We start from the raw sequence: 17,491 nt of genomic DNA, 5'->3' as shown, positions 1-17,491 counted from the left end.
ACTGGCGGAGTGGCAGAGCGCTGCGAGCTAAGCTGCCACGCCCGTCAGGCGAACTGCATCCTGTGGAGACGCGTTCGCATTAGACTGACAGCACCGCCATCTTGCTCTCGACTGCTGGTATCCTTCCAAAGATGCCGACGCACACGCCCGTTCCTGCGCGTTTCAGGATCGTCTCCGTGGTGCAGAGAGCCGCACGGCGGGGTAGGGAAGGGCTCCGTCGAACCAAATCCACCCGGCGGGAGCGGCACAAGCTAGGGCGGGCCAGTGTCGCGTTCACGCAAGTGTCACAGTCCGTCCTGCTACTTCAATCGTCACCCGAGGTAATGCGGCCGGTGGTGATAGTGGACGTGTGCTCCCCGCTCTCATTGCGCAACGTCGAAAGCCTGCTGTTCGGGCGCGGCATCGACATATGCCATCAAACTGTGCGGCTGTAGTGGAACAGGTTTGGCCCGCTGTTCGCGGGCGAAATCCGCCGCCAGCGAGTGCAGGGCGGTCAGCACTCCCCCAACTCCGGTCGTTTGCGATCGGCGGGGCGGAGCTTGGAAACGGTCGTGCTGGAAACCTCCTCGTCTGGCCGTCTGCATGCTCTGTGCCGAGGTGAGTTGAAGGTATGGCGCATCGGTTTGGAGCCAAGCTAGAGTTGGACCATGTCCATCCGTCAGATCGCGCTGGCACTGTCAGCACTCGCTACTGTTATGCTCTCCCTCACCGCACAGGCAGCTCCCCGCACCGGTTTTGCCAGCCGGGCCGACGCGCTTCTGAAAGGCCATTTGCGAGCCGGAAACTTCAGCGGAGTGGTACTCGTCGCACGTCATGGCAAAACGCTGCTGCGGCAAGGCTATGGTCTGGCGGACCGAGAGCAGGGCGTGTTGGCAACGCCAGAGACAGTGTTTCGGATCGGATCGACCACCAAACCCTTCACAGCGACCGCCGTGATGACGCTGGTGGAGGGCGGCAAGGTGAGCCTGGACAGCCCGATCCGACGTTATGTGGACGGACTGCCAGCGGCCTGGTCCGCCATCACGGTGCGCCAGTTGCTGAACCACTCTTCCGGTATTCCGGACTATGTTCAGGTGAATGGTTTCATCCGTGGACCCGCCCGCCTGAACCTGACCCCGGGCGAGCTTGTCGGCCTGGTGCGGAACGAACCACTCGAGTTCACGCCGGGAGCCAAGTTCCATTACAGCAACACGGGCTATGCGCTGCTCGGCATGATGATCGAGCGGATCACCGGTCAGTCCTACCCCGACTACGTGCGTGATCATCTGCTGCGGCCGGCCGGCCTGACCCACACAGCCTATGACAATCCCGAGGACATCGTGCCGGGGCGGGCTTCCGGGTACTGGCTGGTGGACGGCATCGCAAAGAACGCCCGACTGATGACCCCCTCGGCCGCCTATGCGGCGGGTGGCTTACGTTCGACTGTGGACGACCTGCTGCGCTGGAACGTGGCTCTTCATGCCGGCAAGCTGGTGAATGCAGCGTCGCTGGCGGCGATGTTTACTGATGCCGGCCACGGCTACGGTTTGGGCTCGTTCGTCGAGGTGCGACGCGGGCACCGGCTTTGGGATCACGGCGGCAACCTGCCCGGCTTTTCCTGCGCTTTCGAGTACTACCCAGACGACGACCTGACCGTGATTGTGCTGACCAACATAGAGGGTGAGGGGTCCGAGCACATCGCCAGTGAACTAGCCGGCGCCTATTTCGGGTGAGCGGACGCCAGTCGGTGCGAGCGCGACAACACAGGGGTGAAAACAACTATCCCTGTCCAAGCGGTCAGGCTGACAGCGCGAGCTTTGGCGGTGAACCGGGGCCGGAGGTTACAGAGCCAGACGATTAGTCACGTGAACGGGATCAACCAACATCCCGGCTCGTCCGCTTTCTGCGCCATGGAGCTAAGACTGCCATTTTAAAAGACGGGGCGTCTGGTCGTTTCTGCACAAAGGCACTCACGTGACGTCACGATCACGAACTGCGCAAGAGCCGTTGTATTTCAGCCAGCAACAAGGGCCAGGCGGAGGTGTGCGGGCTGGCAATCTCGAAGTGACCGGCGCCCGGCACTACGTGCAGGACGACGTCATCACCAGCGGCTCGGGCGCGCTTGACGTACGCTGCCGCCAGCGGTCGTGGCATGAAGCCCTCATGCTCTCCCCAGATCAGTACATGGGGCACTCGCAAGGGGAGGAGAGCGCCAGCCGATGCCGCCCAATAATGGTCGGGTACCTACCTGCTCGGGGGTACCACCCATCACTTGCGTAATGACGGGGTCGCGGCACTCGCGATAATAGTTGGCGATGTTCTCACGCAGGTCGAACGGACCGGCGAGGTCGATGGCGCCCAATGGTCGAAGCGGGCGACGCGCTGCGATGGCGCTTTCCGCGGGCACGCGGGCGCGGGCGGCCGCCCATAGTGCAAGATGGCCTCCGGCGGAGTGACCCACGAACACCACGCGTCTAAGATCTAGCCGATAGCGCCGCGCGAGCGTGCGCAAGTGGTCAACTGCGGTGGCGACATCCAGATACGTCCCAGGCCAGCCCCCGCCCGGCTGACCGAGACGGCGGTACTCGATGCTCCAGGTGGCGATGCCCTGCTGCTTCAGCGCATCCCCGATCGGAGCCAGGTCGCGTACCGTCGCGTAGGCGGCCCTGAAGCAGCCGCCATGCACCAACACTACAACCGGGTGAGGTCCGGGACTCGTGGGAAGTCGCAACTCGCCATATTGATTGGCATCCGCGCCGTAGCTGGATGCTGCATCTGCGGGGAGCGAGGGAGTTGCCTTAAAATCTCGCGGCGTCATCAACGTCTGCTGGGCCGCTGCGGAAGAGGCAAGCAACACGCTGGCCGCGATCGACATCTTCGCCCGAAGCATCGTTCCGACTCCTTTGCACGGTATCGGCAGGACCATCCTGCACGAGCCTGCATGGTGCGTCCACAAAGCGGACCCTCCTTGGTGCGCCCATCTCGGGACGCGTGACCGCACTCCCGTTTCGAAGGCCGTTGATACAGGATCAGGAAGTGCCCACAATGGAGCCGTTCCGTGCGTGGTTGCTGAAGCAAGGCCGCCGAAGTGGCTTGATCGATGACCTCGCCAAAGGTGCAGGCGAAGCAGGGCAACGCTGCAGCGGTCCGCGTCTGGCTCGATCGTCAGCGCGCCAGCGGAGCGTAGAGCATCTTTACTGCCCAGTACTTTACGGAGGTGATCGGGGCGCATTCACGCCGATGATGAAGGATGTTAGCTGATCGGCCGGGAGCTGGACTCGCCGCGTGATTAAAGGAGGACGGAATGCTTCGTCGTTCCCTGCTGTCCGTAGCAAACCTGGCGCTTGTTCCAGCTCAATTACTTGGCGCCGCTTATACCGGCACGCGAAATTCCATTTCGGCTATCAAGACTGGGCAGGATCGTGAGGGTAAGCGGCGATCGATTGGCCTGAGCTCTACCACGTACAAGGTGCTGACGAGTGACACCGATGGAGCCTTGTTCGTACTCGAACAGGCGAATACACGCAAAGGCGGTCCGTCCCGGCATGTTCACCACCATGAGGATGAATTGTTCTTCTGCCTGGAGGCCAATACGTCGTTGAAATAGGTCGTGCCCGGGTCGTCCTAAAACAGGGTGACTGCGTACTTGGCCCACGCGGCATTCCCCACGCTTGGGCTTTCTCAGGCGAGAAGAAAGGCAGGATGCTCATATCTTTCGCCCCTGCCGGAAAGATGGAGGCCTTTTTCGCTAAACGAGAAACAAGCGGTATCGAACCAGGCGAGTACGCCAGCAGTAAGGCGGATGCTGCGCTTCTGGCTCAGTTCGGCATGGATCTAGTCGGTCCACCCATTCCGATTAGCACGCTCTGACCGCTTCCGAGATTTCGATGCGCCTTTGGCGGACTCCAATTAGCCGTCGATCGCCCCGCTAACCCATTGTGGGTGCCGGCTGTTCTCTTCCTGGGACGCGTTGTTCCCAACCGATCCTTCGCGAACTCATCGCCTGCCGCTGGCCGAGCCCATCCCTGATGTCCGTTCACCTCGGCGAAGCCTTGCTTTGCTGCACACTAGCTCATCTTGCATATACATCCCCCATCAGGTGAGTAGGAATTACGCGGGGCCGTTGGCCCGAGCTTCGGCACAGTGCCGCAGCCCCGCAAAGGAGCGCGACCCATGCAGATCCGCCTACACGCGACCATCGAAGCGCGTCAGCCGGGCTGCTGCCGTCCTGGCCCTCTAATCTAGCAATCGGCTTTCGGCCGCTGTCGTTTCGCTCGGCAGCCGGCCCATCCGCACCAGGTTTCCGCAAGCTCATCCAAAAGGGGGAATTGAGCATTGAAGACGCACGCCCGCAGCATCGCGCTGCTTCTCGCCAGCGTTGCTGACGCGACGCTTTCAGCCTCTCCGGTCTTCGCTCAATCAGAGGCTGCGGCGCCAGCGTCGGCGGCCGGCAGTGCCGACGGGAGTGACACGTCGCAGGCCAAAACAGACGCGCCGCAAGACGAGGGAGAGGTCATCGTCACCGCCCGCCGGCGACAGGAGCGGGCGCAGGACGTTCCCATCGCTATCAGCGTGGTCAGCGGCGCCACGATTGAACGCACCGGGCGCACCAACCTGCTGCAGATCGCAGAGCTGACGCCCAGCCTTGCCATTCGCAGCAACAACGCACGCAACACCTTTGCCAACATCCGCGGCCTCGGCTCCAACTCCGACCAGAATGACGGGCTGGAGGTGGGCGTCGGCTTCTATGTGGACGATGTTTATTACGGCCGGATCGGGGCGGCGCAGTTCGACCTGATCGACCTAGACCGGGTAGAGGTGCTGAGGGGCCCACAGGGCACGCTGTTCGGCAAGAACACCACGGCCGGCGCGATCAACATCACGACCCGCGCACCCAGTTTTCAGCCCGAGGCGCGTGCAGAGATCTCATTGGGTGAGCGCGGCTATCACCAGGCCCGCGCGTCGGCATCGGGACCGCTGATCGACGGGCTCGCGGCGTTCCGCATAACTGTGTCGGACACCCATTCCGATGGACTGCTTCGCAATGCGTTCAACGGCCGGAAGATCAACAACTATGACGCGAGTACCGTTCGTGCGCAGCTGCTTCTCACCCCGGCGCCGGACCTGACCGTTCGCCTGATCGGCGACTATTCACGCCAGGCAGCGTATTCGCGCGCGTCCAGCATTGCTGGTGTGTTCACGCGTTACGAGAACGGCGCGGCAATCTCGAACAACTTCAACGATCGGGTTGCACGGGCCGGGTACAAGCTGCCCTATGATCCGGCAGATCCGTTTGCCCGCGTTGTGGACGTCAATGCCGACGTGCAGGCGAACATGAAGGGCTATGGCGTTTCAGGGAAACTCGACTGGAACCTGGGAAGCGCCACGCTGACGTCGGTCAGCGCCTATCGGTGGTGGGACTGGTACCCGCTCAATGACCAGGACAACACTTCGCTCAGCATCAACATTCGGGGCGGGACCACCAACCGGCAGCGGCAGTTCAGCCAAGAGATCAGGCTGGGCTCCAATGGGTCGAACACGATCGACTACACGATAGGCGCCTATTATTTCTGGCAGGTGATCCACGCCCTGGGTCAGTACCAGTTGGGCCCTGCCTATGCCCTGTGGAACAACCCGACCGCCAATCGAGCGCTCGCCAACCTGGCGTTCACCGGCTTTGAGTCAGACTCCACCATCGAACCGCGAACGAAAAGCTATGCGGCTTTCGGTCAGGCGACCTGGAACGTTAGCAAGCGGCTGGCGCTGACAAGCGGACTCCGGTTCACGCACGAGGACAAGAGCGGACTGTTCGATCAGCGCACTGTGACCGGCAACAGCCTTGACGGACTGTCCACGGCAGAGAGGGCCACGGCCCAGGCCCTGCGCGATGGCGTGTATCCGCAGGTCCGCTACGTGGTGGATACCAGCAGCGACGCCCTGACCGGGCAAGTAACCGCGGGATACCATCCCATCGAGGACGTGCTGCTGTACGCCACCTACTCACGCGGCAGCAAGTCAGGGGGACTCAGCCTTGGTTCGCTGCCGACCGGCGTGTCGCCCGTGGTTAAGCCGGAAACGGTCAACGCCTATGAGGTGGGACTGAAGAGCCAGTTCCTTCGGCGCCGCGTTTCGCTCAACGCCGCAGCCTTCCAGACGGACGTCAAGAACTACCAGGCCGCCATTACCGAGTATATCGGCAACACCACGTCGTTCAGGCGCTACATCTCGAACATACCGGGGGTGCGATCGCGCGGGGTGGAGGCCGACCTGATCGTCACGCCATCGCGGGCGCTGAACCTGACTGCCTCGGCCGCCTATGTCGATGCGGTGTATCAGGGCTACACCAATGCCCAGAACGCGCCCGAGCGCCGTAACCTTGGCGAGGTTCAAGACCTGTCGGGCGTGCAACTCGCCAATGCGCCGAAGTTCACCTACACACTTGCGGCAGACCTGACCGAGCCGCTGGGCGTCAATGGTGACGAGATCTACGGGCGGGTCGATTTCAATCATCGGTCATCCTACGACACCAGCGGCCTCAACTCTGCGTACACGCTGATCCGCCCTTATGGCGTAATCAACGCGCGGATCGGCTTCCGCCTGCAGGACTCGCGTTTCGACCTGTCCTTCTGGGCCCGCAATCTGACGGACAAGCAATACTTCACGGCACTCAGCGCCGCGAACAACGGCCTGGTCACGGGCAATGTCGGCGACCCGCGCACGATCGGGGCCACGTTCCGCACAATCTTCTGATCGCGTCCGCAACCATTTCGGGAGGCAAATACATGTACGAACGACGTGATTTCCTGCGCGGCGGGGCTGCGCTTGGTTTGGGCGGGGTCATGATGGGAGGGGTCGCGTGGTCGCGGGACGCAAGCCCGATCCGGGCTTTGCTTCCCTCGGCAACACACGACACGCTGGCGCTGAAGGTGTTGCTGGACCGGCCGCCGACCGCGGCACCCGTCCTGACGATTGACGGGCGGCCTGTTCCGGCGACACGCCAGGATGTCGACGGGTACGCCTGGGGCTTTGTTCAGCGCGGGTTGCGCGGTGGAACGGCGCACCGGCTCGAACTGCGGGACGCGAGCGGCCGACCGCTGCGCGACGCGTGGACCCTGAAGACGCTGCCGCCGCTCGATGCCGCGCCCGACCACTTCAGGATCCTTTTCTTCACCTGTGCGGGGGGTGACGAGGGAGGACGGCCTTACGGCTACCTGCCGCTGGCCGCGCGGCGTGCGCTTCTCGACCGGGGTCTTTCCTTCTCACCCGATCTCGCCGTCGCGAACGGCGACCATATCTACTGGGACTTGTGGACCGCGCTGAAGTACCGCCGCGACGCGGCGACCCGCGCCGCCACGGCCGAGCGTTATCGTCAGGTCGCCTGGATCGATGAAGATAGCGCCTTTGATTCCGACACGAACAGGCAGTCCCTGAACACCGTCATCGGCCGCCAGATCGCCGGGGTGTATGAAGACCGGTTCGCTTCCGTGCCGCTGGTGTTCGTGACCGACGATCACGACTATTTCGAAAACGACAATGCAGGGCCTTGGGGCTACACTTTTCCGCCGCGTCCCTTCACCTTTGGCCTGCAACAGCGGACCGAGGCGATGGCCTATCCCTTCGCGCTCGGGCGCCCCGACCTGGGCGACGCATATCGGGGCGGCACGGTGGAAACGGTGCGGGTCGGCAAGCTTCTGGAACTTGCGCTTTTCGATTGCCGCCGAGGTTGGTCGCTGGGCGACAAGGGCGGCGTGCTGTTCCCGGAGGCGGAGGCCTTCCTTGTCGATCGCCTCGCCCGGTCAACCGCGCAGCAGTACATCCATGCGCCCTCGAACCCGTTTGGCTGGACCGCGGGCAAGCTGGGCGAATGGTATGCGGACGGCCCTTCGGACGGCAGCACCTTCGCGAACGACAAGAGCTATTGGCAAAAGGGCTGGTTTGCGCAGCATCAACGTTTGGCGGCCGCACTGTCTGGTCAGCGCACGCGTGCCGCCGTCAGCATCTCGGGCGACATGCATGCATCCGCCGCGTCGATCATCACGCGAAGCGGCGACCTGGACCTGAGTGCCAACCCCATTCACGCGATCCTTCCCGGCACGATCGGTACGGGGAACGAGGGTTACCCCAGCAGCGCCCGCGGCATAAAGCCGTTCCACCCTGCAGCGCTGACCATCAATGACACGGCTGCCATGGAGGAGCGCAACGGCTTCTCAATCGTCGACGTCTATCCCGGCCGCATCGACGTGCAGCAGTTTCGGTGGCGACCGCCCGAGCCGGTTGCGGCCATCGCCGGGCTGCAACCATCGCACCGCTTCACCATCGCCAGGAGTTGAGCGTGCAGCGTCGGTCCTTGTTGAAAGGTGCCATGGCCATGCCGCTGGCCTATTCGCTGCCAGCAATCGCGCGGCAGGTGCGCGGCCACGAGGTAGCCAAGCTGGAGGTGTTCCGCCTGCCCGTGAACAGGCGCGGCGATTGGCTGGTGCTGCGTCTGCATACATCGGATGGGTTGGTCGGCCATGGCGACGCGTCACACAGCGGAAACGACGCAGCCACGGTTGCCGCGTTAAAGCAGCTGCTCAGTTTGCTGCAGGGCGAAAGTATCTTCGAGGTGGAGCGTTTCCGGGCAGCGGCTCGGAAATCTCCGGGGAGCGACAGCGCCGCGGCTGTCGTCGCCGCCAGCGCGCTGGAGCATTGCCTGTGGGACCTTGCCGGCCAAGCGCTGGGCGTGCCGACGCATGTGCTGTTCGGCGAGGCGCTTCGTCCGTCAGTCGACTTGTACGCCAACATAAACAGGTCCGCTGACCCACGAACGCCCGCAGGGTTCGCCGCCATGGCGGAAAAGGCGGTCACTGCAGGCTTCTCGGCAATCAAGCTTGCGCCGTTTGATGCCATGCCCGCCAACCTCGATCGGCGGACTGCCGTGCAGCCCTTGATCGACCAGGGGGTCGCCTGTGCCGCCGCAGTTCGTCAGGCCATTGGCCCCCACCACAAACTGCTGATCGACGCACATAGCCGCTTTACGCGAAGCGAGGGCGAAGCGCTGGCGAAACGCCTCGCGCCGCTCGATCTCTTCTGGCTCGAGGAGGTTACGCCTGCGGAGCCGATCGAGGACCTGGTCGCGATCAATCGAAGCACCGTTATTTCAACTGCCGGTGGCGAGTCGGTGCGCTACGTTTCTGGATTCTACGACTACATCCGCTCGGGCGCGGTCGATATCGCAATGCCTGACATCAAGGCGTGCGGAGGCCTGCTGGAGCTCAAGAAGATCGCGGCGATTGCCGAAGGGGCGGGGATGCGTGTGTCACCGCACGGGCCGGCCAGCCCGGTGGGCGGAGTCGCTGCGGCACACGTCGCGGCTACGTTGCCGAACTTCGACATACTCGAGCATGCATTCGGCGAGGTGCCATGGCGCGCCGACCTTACCGTTCCGCCGGAGCCAATCCAGGGAGGCAAGCTGCTGCTTTCCACCAGGTCAGGACTGGGCATCAGCCTGAACGAAGGGCTGCTCGCGTCACGTGCGACGGCCGTTTGAGCAGCACAGCGGCTGATGTCGCGAGCAGCCGGCCGCAGGCTGTCACCTTCGTTGGAGTGCCGCTTCGCAAAAACAACCTGAGTAAGGGGGCAGAAGTAGGTCAGGACAGCCGGGCACCCAGCTAGCCGCCGTCCCGCCCAGCAGTTCCCAGCCGCTGCTAGGCCGAAAAGGCCCCGGGAGTGAGTGTTTCCGAGCGGCTGCCAAGCTCCCACGGGCCGTCCATCCGCCTGCATGATCCGGCGGCTGGTCATGGCATCAAGAGGAGGTCGTGAATAACCAGGATCGGTTTGGGCATCCGGCCGCCGAGACTGGATGTCGTTGTGACATTATTGACCCATGTTCGCACTCGACCAGGAAATCATCCGGCAAGTTCATTCGCGGTTGGCGGCACAGGTTCTCCTACGCATAAGGCACCATGAACTCGAAATCCTCAGTTGGTGACCTCCGGTTTCTTAATGGCAATGGAGAGGTCGCCGCCCTGATGCGATCGCAAGATTGGTCAACGTCTCCGTTGGGGCCGCCCGACCACTGGTCGCATTCGCTTCGGGTGGTCGTCGGTTTGATGATGTCGTCGAAGTTTCCGATGTTCGTCGCCTGGGGGCCGGAGCTCGGGTTCCTCTACAATGATGCCTATGCGCCCATTCTGGCGAGCAAGCACCCGGACGCGCTCGGGCGGCGCTTTCACGACATCTGGACGGAGATCTGGGACGACATTCATCCCCTGATTACCGCTGCTTTGGCCGGGCAAGCGTCGTACCGCCAGGACTTGCCACTGCTGATGCACCGTGACGGCTTTGACGAGGAGACCTGGTTCACCTTCTCCTATTCGCCTGTTCACGACGAGAATGGCGACGTCGCAGGCATGTTCTGCGCATGTACGGAGACAACGGGGCGCATTCAGGCCGAGCGCGCCCTTCGGGAGAGCGAGTCGCGCTTCCGCAACATGGCCGATCATGCGCCGGTAATGATGTGGGTAACGGACCCCAGCGGCTATTGCACTTATCTCAACCGCGGGTGGTACGAGTTTACCGGGCAGATGCCCGAGAAAGCGGAAGGGTTCGGCTGGCTCGATGCCACCCACCCCGACGACAAGGCCGAAGCGGAGCGGATCTTTCGCGAGGCGAACGCAGCAAGATCGCCGTTCCGGGCGGAGTATCGCCTTCGCCGAGCCGACGGCAGCTATCGCTGGACACTCGACGCTGCGGCTCCTCGCTTCGGCGAGGATGGATCATATCTTGGCTATGTAGGGTCGGTCATCGACATCGACGCGCGGCGGGAAACTGAAGATCGGCAGCGGGAAAGCGAGGCAAGCTTACGCAAATTGACGGGCGCTCTCCCAGCGTTCGTGTGGTTCGCAAAGCCCGACGGCGAACTCACCTACTTCAACGATCGCTGGTATGCCTATACGGGCCAGACGGCGGAGCAGGCCGTGCCCGATGGCTGGACAGATGTGCTGCATCCCGACGACGTCGCAGCCACGGTGGACCGATGGGCACAAGCGCGGGCGGGCGGCACCAGCTATGAAGTTGAAGTGCGGTATCGCCAGCACGACGGGGTGTATCGCTGGTATGTAGCGCGCGCGGAGCCGATCCGGGATGGCGACGGTGTCGTCACCACCTGGGTTGGCAGTTCCATCGACATTCACGACCGCAAGGAGGCCGAGACGGCCCTGCGCGCGAGCGAGGCGAAGTTCCGGCTGATGGCGGATGCGGTGCCGCAGATCGTCTGGATTACCGACGCGGACGGCCGTGTCGAGTTCTTCAATCGGCATTGGTCCGACTACACCGGATCGGCCTATTACCCGGAAACCGCTGCTGCGGTCGCCGCAGAGCACGTGCACCCCGACGACAGGGCGGCGACGATAACCAGATTCGAAGAGGCCCGGCGCACCGGCAGCACCTTCTTGATCGAGCATCGCATTCGCGCCGCCAACGGTGAATATCGCTGGTTCCTCGTACGGGGCGAGCCTTATCGTGAAGGCGGTGGTGGTGCGATCGTGCGGTGGTTCGGCGCGTCCGTCGACATCCACGATCGCAAGCTTGCCGAAGCTGCCTTGCGCAGGCTGAACGAGACGCTGGAGGCGCAAGTCGCCGCGCGCTCCGCGGAGCGCGACCGCCTCTGGAATCTGTCGCAGGATATGTTCGCGCGTGCCGACTATAGCGGCATGATGTCGGCGGTCAGCCCGGCATGGACGCAGGTGCTCGGTTGGGAGGAGCGCCAACTGCTCACCCGGGGCTATGCGACGTTCATGCATCCCGACGACATGCCGAGTACGCTGGCCGCCATCGAACAAATGGGCAAGACCCGCCAGCCGACCCGTTTTGAGAATCGCATCGCCACCGCGGACGGAGGCTGGAAACCGATCGAGTGGACGGTGGCTCCGGAGCCTGACGGCGTGAACTTCGTCGCCGTCGGCCGCGACCTCAGTCATGCGAAAGAGCGTGAAGCCGAACTGGAAGCGGCACAGGCGGCCTTGCGCCAGAGTCAAAAGATGGAGGCCATGGGCAGCCTTACGGGCGGGGTAGCACATGATTTCAACAATCTGTTGACCCCCATCATTGGCTCGCTCGACATGCTGGTGCGCAAGGGGGTGGGCACCGAGCGCGAGCGACGCCTAATCGATGGTGCGCTGCAATCCGCAGAACGGGCCAAGACGTTGGTCCAGCGCTTGCTAGCGTTCGCCCGACGCCAGCCGCTGCAATCAACTGCGGTAAACCTGGCCACGCTGGTCGACGAAATGGCGGGCCTGATCGGTTCCACTGTCGGACCGAACATCGACGTGCGTGTCGCGCTTGACGCCGACCTGCCGCCCGCGCTCGCCGATGCGAACCAACTGGAAATGGCGCTTCTCAACCTGGCGGTAAACGCCCGCGACGCAATGCCACAGGGTGGCCTCCTCACCATCGAAGCTCAGCGTGAAGCGATCCGGAAGGAGGATGCCGCAGGGCTGAAGCGCGGGCATTATGTCCGATTGTGCGTGCGCGATACGGGAGCGGGGATGGACGAGGCGACGCTGAGGCGCGCTGTGGAGCCGTTCTTTTCAACCAAAGGTATCGGTAAGGGCACCGGACTTGGTCTGTCGATGGTGCATGGCCTCGCCGCACAGCTTGGCGGCGGGCTGACGATCGACAGCGCGCCGGGCGAAGGTACGGCAGTGACGCTCTGGCTGCCAATCAGCGCGATGCCGATCGAGGATCAGGAGCAATCGCCCGATCGCACAGACAAGCCGATCGGGCGGGGGATCGCGCTTCTGGTGGATGACGAGGAACTCGTGCGGATGAGCACGGCTGACATGCTCAACGATTTTGGTTTCGATGTCGTCGAAGCTGGTTCCGCCGAAGAAGCTCTGAACCTGCTCAAGGCCGGTGAGGCGCCTGACCTGCTTGTGACTGATCACTTGATGCCTGGGATGAGCGGTGCGGACCTTGCGCGGGAAGCTCGGCTGCTCAATCCGGGCCTCCCTGTCCTGGTGGTATCGGGCTATGCCGAAGTGGAAGGGATAGCGCCTGATCTGCCCCGCCTCACCAAGCCGTTTCGCAATGCGGATCTAGCGGCGAGCCTCACGGAATTGCTGTCCACAAGCTCACCGTGATGACGGTCAAGGATCGTGGCTACTCGCTCGCGCTGACCGACCTGCAGCCGCATGGGCATCGGTGATAAACGACGAACGAAATAGGGGAGGGATCAGGCAGTCCGAACCGTGCCGGCACCGATGATGAGCCCGGCGCCGCGGACCGCGGCGGCGCGATCCGGGCCAACCGAAGATTGCCGAGGTTCTTGCCTGACTTCGTGACCACCCCTGCAATCCGGCTGTCGCCGCAACCGGCTGAATGTCTGCAACTCGTACGCGAGCGCCAGAGAATCTACGTTAGGGAAACTGCCGAAACGCCCTGCCGCCAGGGGGGAGGTAGGCGGCGGCAGGGCGTGCCACGCAAGCTGTCCGGTCCACGTGACCCGCCATCAATCCTTCAGCGATCCGGCCGTTCCGGGCTGAACCGCTCCGATTAACGCCAAGGGAGAACACCCACGAACCGATGAAGCGCCGCCGGACCGATACGCAACCGCGTTGCAACGCGCGCAATCATCACGTCTGGCCTTGACTGCTCAGGCGCGGACTGCGGGTCTTCAGCCAGCGATCAAACAAAAGGTTCAGCGCCCGCCGTGATGGGTTCTCTACGAGGTAGAAGCTCAAGAGCGCGTAGATAGCTGCACCGCACAGCAATATTGGCGCGGGCGCCGCTCCCGCCCGGAACATCTTGTAGAAAGGCTGTTGCCACAGGTACATCGAGAAGGAGTAGAGGCCGATCCGACGTAGCCAGCCGGCTGATAGCGCACTCCGGAACAGCTTTGGTGCCCGGTCTATGGTGGTGATCGCCACAGCGAGCGCCAAATTACTCAGGCCGAACTGAACTGCTTCGTGGTCCGCGAACTTGCATGCGACCGCTATCGCGGCGCAGATCGGACCTGCCCATGGCCAGACCTTGCGATGCCTGAATACCAGCCACAGCGAAGCTGACAGAAACACTCCACAAGCGGCCACATCGGTGCGCCAGTGCGTCTGTTGAAGAGTCTGGCCGAGCAATTCCCTGCTTACGACAGCGTTCACAGCCGCCAAGGTCCCCATGGCCGCCATGAGCCAGGCGCCGGACGTTGATCGCCGACCAGTCAGAAGCGCCAACCCCGCGAGGATCATATACGCATGCTCCTCAACGGAGAGCGACCATAGGTGATCAAGCAGAGCGACTTGGTGGGTGAGCACCATTCCATAATTGATGGTGAACGTTAGTGCGAGGATCGCCGCTGTGGTCCCATGGGCAAGTTGCGTCCCCTGGCTTGACAGCGTGGTCACCAAGACGAATCAAGCCAACGCAGGATAAACTCGCGAGAACCGCCTGGCGAAGAACCGAGGCAACGGTGCCTTCTGCACGAACAGGATCTCGCCCATGAGCCGACCGGACAGCACGAAGAACAGCTCGACGCCAACGTGCTCAAACCTGACCAGATATGCTCGTCACCCCAGAAATGGCCGCAGAGCACGACCAGGATGGCCATGCCACGCCAGCCGTCCAGGTAAGGCAGGTGCCTTCCGGTCTCTTGCGCATGAATTGCTAACCCCCGATCAGGGCCTATTGGCCGGGGTTGACCCGTACAACAAGGTGGGCGGGGAGATTGTCCCGGATTGCGGCAGATTCTAAGCGGCTTCGAGCTCACGCTTCCCGCATGCGCTGGTGCAGCGCCGACCTGCTCAACCAGCTGATCGAAAGGCGCTGTTTCTAACTCTTAGGTGCTTCAAGAACGTGGTATCGAGGTCAGGTTAGGGTGTCGCACGCCCTCCAGAAACTCATCCGCGTTCGGGCCGGCGATGAGGAGGCGGAACTGGCCTGAGCCGGCGCCGGAAGCGCAAATCCCGACGCTTGCGGCTTGATGGCGCAGAGCGGGGGCTTACCGGAGGTACATGGCAAGGTAGCCTGGGTCGAAGTCGGCCAGTCGCGCGAGGCGATCTCGATTGGGGAGCGTGATCGTTCCATCCGTCCAGAACAGCAGCCCATCCGTGCGAAGCGCGCCCAAGGTCCTGCTCAAGTGCATGGGGGTGACGCAAATAGCACTCGCGAGTTGGTGCCGAGCCAATGGCAGCGGAAATGTAGCGGCGTTTTCTGCCAAAGGCAGGCCGTGCCGGACCGCGAGCTCGCACATGAGGTGCGCGAGGCGTTGCTTGGCGTCGCGGCTTCCCAGGCTGATGACCTTCTCCGCCTGGATCGCCATCTGGCTGGACGAATAACGCCAGAAGGTCGTGGCGAGGCCTGGTTGGGCGCGCAATGCCTCAAGCATCGGGCCGCAGGGTATGGCGAAGATCCTGCTGCGTGTCAGCGCAGTCAAGCAAGTCGGCCCAGCACTCCAAGCGATGGTATTCAGGCCGCACATGTCACCCGGGACGTGCAAGGCCGTGAGGTGGCGTACGCCCGCGATATTGTCGTGGTAGCTGGCCATCAGGCCATCTTGCAGTACCAGCATTCGTCCAAGCGCCGGAAGGGGCTGGTCCGGGACATCCTCTTTTGCACGGATGTCGCGATACTGCCCTGGCAAGCTGAGCAATGCTTTTCTCTCGGCCTCTGTCAGGGATCCGAGCCGCCCCAGCTGGACGACAAAACGTGCCAACGCCAATCCAGACCTCCCCCCACAAGGTCGATTACGCAATGTTGGTGGTGAGCAGGCACGCCGACGACGAATGACAGCGTCGGCACGGCGCCAGTGCATCAACTGACGCCAGCGGCCATCAGAGCATTCACCGTTGGCCTGTTGCCTGTTCCGTCCCCCCTCACCGGCACTGTGCCAGCAACTCTGGATATACCGTGCCGGCAATAATTGAGGGTGTGGTAAATTGAGGCGACGCTGTGGCGAATGGCCGGATCAGCCAGAGTTGGCGTTGGCAGGCGGCTTGGGAACCAGCGCCGCCAGCAGCCGTTCCACTTCTGAATCGCCCTTCCAGCGGGCCGCTATGCGCCTTGTCACGGGCATCGAATACCATTGCTCGTGGAGGCTGACCGCTTCCGTCATGAGCTGCACGAGAGCGGCCCTGTCTCCCATCGCCGATGCGAAAAAGGCTGGAGTGTCGCGAAATCGGCGCGCGCCAGAAGCAATCTCCCGCCGTCCTTCCGCGACCAGCACGTGGATGGCCTGACTCGGATCGCGCCGAACGGACGCGTCCAATGCGGCAGAAGCCTGGAGCAACTGTTTCTCGCCCCGAAGATGCGCCCGTTTGGAGAGCATCTGCGCATAGCCGCGGATGTTGCCGCGCGAGATCTCCGCCCACGCCAGGCAGTTGTAGATGGTCGCGTCATCAGGCGAACGTCGCGCTAGCGCACGAAGCTGAGTGATCGCGAGCTGGTCCCGGCCAGCCTGCCACTGCGAGCACGCCTGCTCTACCTCGATCACAATTGATCCAGGATCAAGAAGCCGAGCTTTGTCGTACTCCCGCTGGGCGGCCGTATCGTCGCCCGTGTCGGCAAGCACATTGGCGTACCAGAAGTGCGTTTGAGCGTCGGCGTCATTGAGTTCGAGTGCGCGACGGAAATGCGCAAGGGCGCTTGGTGTTTTGCCGTTCCACCAATGGTCAATGAAGCCGAGCGCGCGATGCGCTGCCGGTAGCTTGGAGTCCAAACGCAAAGCCCGCTCAGCGACATATCGAGCATGGCGGTACGCGGTTGGCTCATTGACCTCATCATATTCGCGACTGATCAGCCATGCGTCCGCCAGGCCTGCAAAGGCCGGTGCGAATGTGGGCTCGCGACGTATCACTCCTTCGAACAGCGTGATCGCAGCCTTGAGGTCCTGTGGCGTTCGGCGCGCCCAACGATCCCGCGCAGCGATGTAATCGCGTGCAGCGGCGGGGTTGCCGGGCAGGGCTAAAGCGGGAATTTCAGCGTGAGGACCTTTGCTGAGGCGGTCATGCTCGAGCCGCTGCTTGGTGATCAGCACGAACAGCCCAGCTAGTGCAATGGCGAGCAGCGCTGCGATCACCCATGCCCAGTAACGCTGCTTGCGGGCGCCAGGGGACGGTGACCGAACAGGATCGGTGACCCCGCGATCCGCTGGTTCCGCACCCACTGTTGGCGTTGTGGACAAGGCGACTTCGTCGTCGTGCATGGCCCAGAGTGCCAGTTCATGCTTCAGTGCGAAGATTGAACCTTGCTTGCCGCCCGGTATTCGCCGGACCGGAAGATTTCGCTCACGCGCCCACCGCATCACGGTCGTCCGGTCGCGACCGAAATAGGCGGCGATCGCTTTCCAGCCGTTCAGACGCTCCAGTATTGCAGGAGACTCATGCCCCACTTGCCACCCCGATTATCGCCCCACCTCGCAGGTTGCGGGCAAATTTTCCTGTAGGTCAAGGAGCTTCCGGTTCGGCCCTGATCATGACTTTGAACGCGCTTGTTAGCCCAGAGGACATACGAGTGCGCGGTGCCCCGCAATAGCCAGCGGCAG

At 62.9% G+C, this 17,491-nt stretch carries 12 protein-coding genes; 7 read left to right on the top strand and 5 right to left on the bottom strand.

What is annotated here, in order from left to right; all coding sequences use genetic code 11:
• Positions 1 to 362: 362 nt before the first annotated feature.
• Positions 363 to 500 (bottom strand): hypothetical protein, encoded by a 138-nt coding sequence (locus FHS94_RS18440; RefSeq protein ID WP_184060658.1) that lies wholly within the window; start codon positions 498 to 500, stop codon positions 363 to 365.
• A 147-nt stretch (positions 501 to 647) separates the two neighbouring features.
• Between FHS94_RS18440 and FHS94_RS18435 the strand changes: the two genes are divergently transcribed.
• Entirely contained in the window at positions 648 to 1,712 is a 1,065-nt protein-coding gene (locus tag FHS94_RS18435; protein ID WP_184060656.1) for a serine hydrolase domain-containing protein, read from the top strand.
• Between the two features lie 428 nt (positions 1,713 to 2,140).
• Here FHS94_RS18435 and FHS94_RS18430 read toward each other — a convergent pair whose 3' ends face one another.
• Complete coding sequence (locus tag FHS94_RS18430; protein WP_221234889.1) at positions 2,141 to 2,869, bottom strand: alpha/beta hydrolase; 729 nt, start codon at positions 2,867 to 2,869, stop codon at positions 2,141 to 2,143.
• 414 nt (positions 2,870 to 3,283) lie between these two features.
• Here FHS94_RS18430 and FHS94_RS19545 point away from each other — a divergent pair, with 414 nt between their 5' ends.
• The 6 genes from FHS94_RS19545 (at position 3,284) to FHS94_RS18405 (ending at position 13,100) form a co-directional block, all read left to right on the top strand.
• A complete protein-coding gene (locus FHS94_RS19545; RefSeq protein WP_246348972.1) occupies positions 3,284 to 3,586 on the top strand; it encodes a cupin domain-containing protein in 303 nt (100 codons plus the stop codon).
• Positions 3,547 to 3,849: a cupin domain-containing protein gene (locus FHS94_RS19850; RefSeq protein WP_343055361.1), complete on the top strand. Its 303-nt coding sequence runs from the start codon at positions 3,547 to 3,549 to the stop codon at positions 3,847 to 3,849. Before FHS94_RS19545 ends, FHS94_RS19850 begins: the two co-directional genes overlap by 40 nt.
• Positions 3,850 to 4,314: 465 nt before the next feature.
• On the top strand, positions 4,315 to 6,729 hold the full coding sequence (locus FHS94_RS18420) for a TonB-dependent receptor (protein WP_184060654.1): 2,415 nt from the start codon (positions 4,315 to 4,317) through the stop codon (positions 6,727 to 6,729).
• 32 nt (positions 6,730 to 6,761) lie between these two features.
• On the top strand, positions 6,762 to 8,309 hold the full coding sequence (locus FHS94_RS18415) for a hypothetical protein (protein ID WP_184060652.1): 1,548 nt from the start codon (positions 6,762 to 6,764) through the stop codon (positions 8,307 to 8,309).
• 32 nt (positions 8,310 to 8,341) lie between these two features.
• The gene (locus FHS94_RS18410; RefSeq protein ID WP_221234888.1) at positions 8,342 to 9,508 is read left to right on the top strand and encodes a mandelate racemase/muconate lactonizing enzyme family protein; all 1,167 of its coding nucleotides are present in this window, start codon (positions 8,342 to 8,344) and stop codon (positions 9,506 to 9,508) included.
• A 565-nt stretch (positions 9,509 to 10,073) separates the two neighbouring features.
• Positions 10,074 to 13,100 (top strand): PAS domain S-box protein, encoded by a 3,027-nt coding sequence (locus tag FHS94_RS18405; protein WP_184060648.1) that lies wholly within the window; start codon positions 10,074 to 10,076, stop codon positions 13,098 to 13,100.
• 492 nt (positions 13,101 to 13,592) lie between these two features.
• Here the strand turns inward: FHS94_RS18405 and FHS94_RS18400 are convergent, their stop codons facing one another.
• From FHS94_RS18400 to FHS94_RS18390, 3 genes are all read right to left on the bottom strand, one after another.
• A complete protein-coding gene (locus FHS94_RS18400; RefSeq protein WP_184060647.1) occupies positions 13,593 to 14,357 on the bottom strand; it encodes an acyltransferase family protein in 765 nt (254 codons plus the stop codon).
• Positions 14,358 to 14,950: 593 nt separating this feature from the next.
• Positions 14,951 to 15,520, bottom strand: a complete 570-nt coding sequence (locus FHS94_RS18395; protein ID WP_221234887.1) for a Crp/Fnr family transcriptional regulator — start codon at positions 15,518 to 15,520, stop codon at positions 14,951 to 14,953.
• A 396-nt stretch (positions 15,521 to 15,916) separates the two neighbouring features.
• Positions 15,917 to 17,338 carry a tetratricopeptide repeat protein gene (locus tag FHS94_RS18390; protein WP_343055359.1) on the bottom strand — a complete coding sequence of 474 codons (1,422 nt, stop codon included), beginning with the start codon at positions 17,336 to 17,338 and terminating at the stop codon, positions 15,917 to 15,919.
• Between the last annotated feature and the right edge of the window lie 153 nt (positions 17,339 to 17,491).

The sequence above is a fragment of the Sphingomonas aerophila genome (assembly GCF_014199305.1).
Taxonomy (GTDB): Bacteria; Pseudomonadota; Alphaproteobacteria; order Sphingomonadales; family Sphingomonadaceae; genus Sphingomonas; species Sphingomonas aerophila.
Note: the sequence above shows the minus strand (reverse complement) of the source record. Positions and strands in the feature narration are given on the sequence as shown.

Excerpts from the sequence above, each read along its gene's own strand:
- FHS94_RS18435 (WP_184060656.1), top strand. The coding sequence starts at position 648 with ATGTCCATCCGTCAGATCGCGCTGGCACTGTCAGCACTCGCTACTGTT.
- FHS94_RS18430 (WP_221234889.1), bottom strand. The coding sequence starts at position 2,869 with ATGCTTCGGGCGAAGATGTCGATCGCGGCCAGCGTGTTGCTTGCCTCT.
- FHS94_RS19545 (WP_246348972.1), top strand. The coding sequence starts at position 3,284 with ATGCTTCGTCGTTCCCTGCTGTCCGTAGCAAACCTGGCGCTTGTTCCA.
- FHS94_RS18415 (WP_184060652.1), top strand. The coding sequence starts at position 6,762 with ATGTACGAACGACGTGATTTCCTGCGCGGCGGGGCTGCGCTTGGTTTG.
- FHS94_RS18410 (WP_221234888.1), top strand. The coding sequence starts at position 8,342 with ATGGCCATGCCGCTGGCCTATTCGCTGCCAGCAATCGCGCGGCAGGTG.
- FHS94_RS18405 (WP_184060648.1), top strand. The coding sequence starts at position 10,074 with ATGTCGTCGAAGTTTCCGATGTTCGTCGCCTGGGGGCCGGAGCTCGGG.
- FHS94_RS18395 (WP_221234887.1), bottom strand. The coding sequence starts at position 15,520 with ATGCTGGTACTGCAAGATGGCCTGATGGCCAGCTACCACGACAATATC.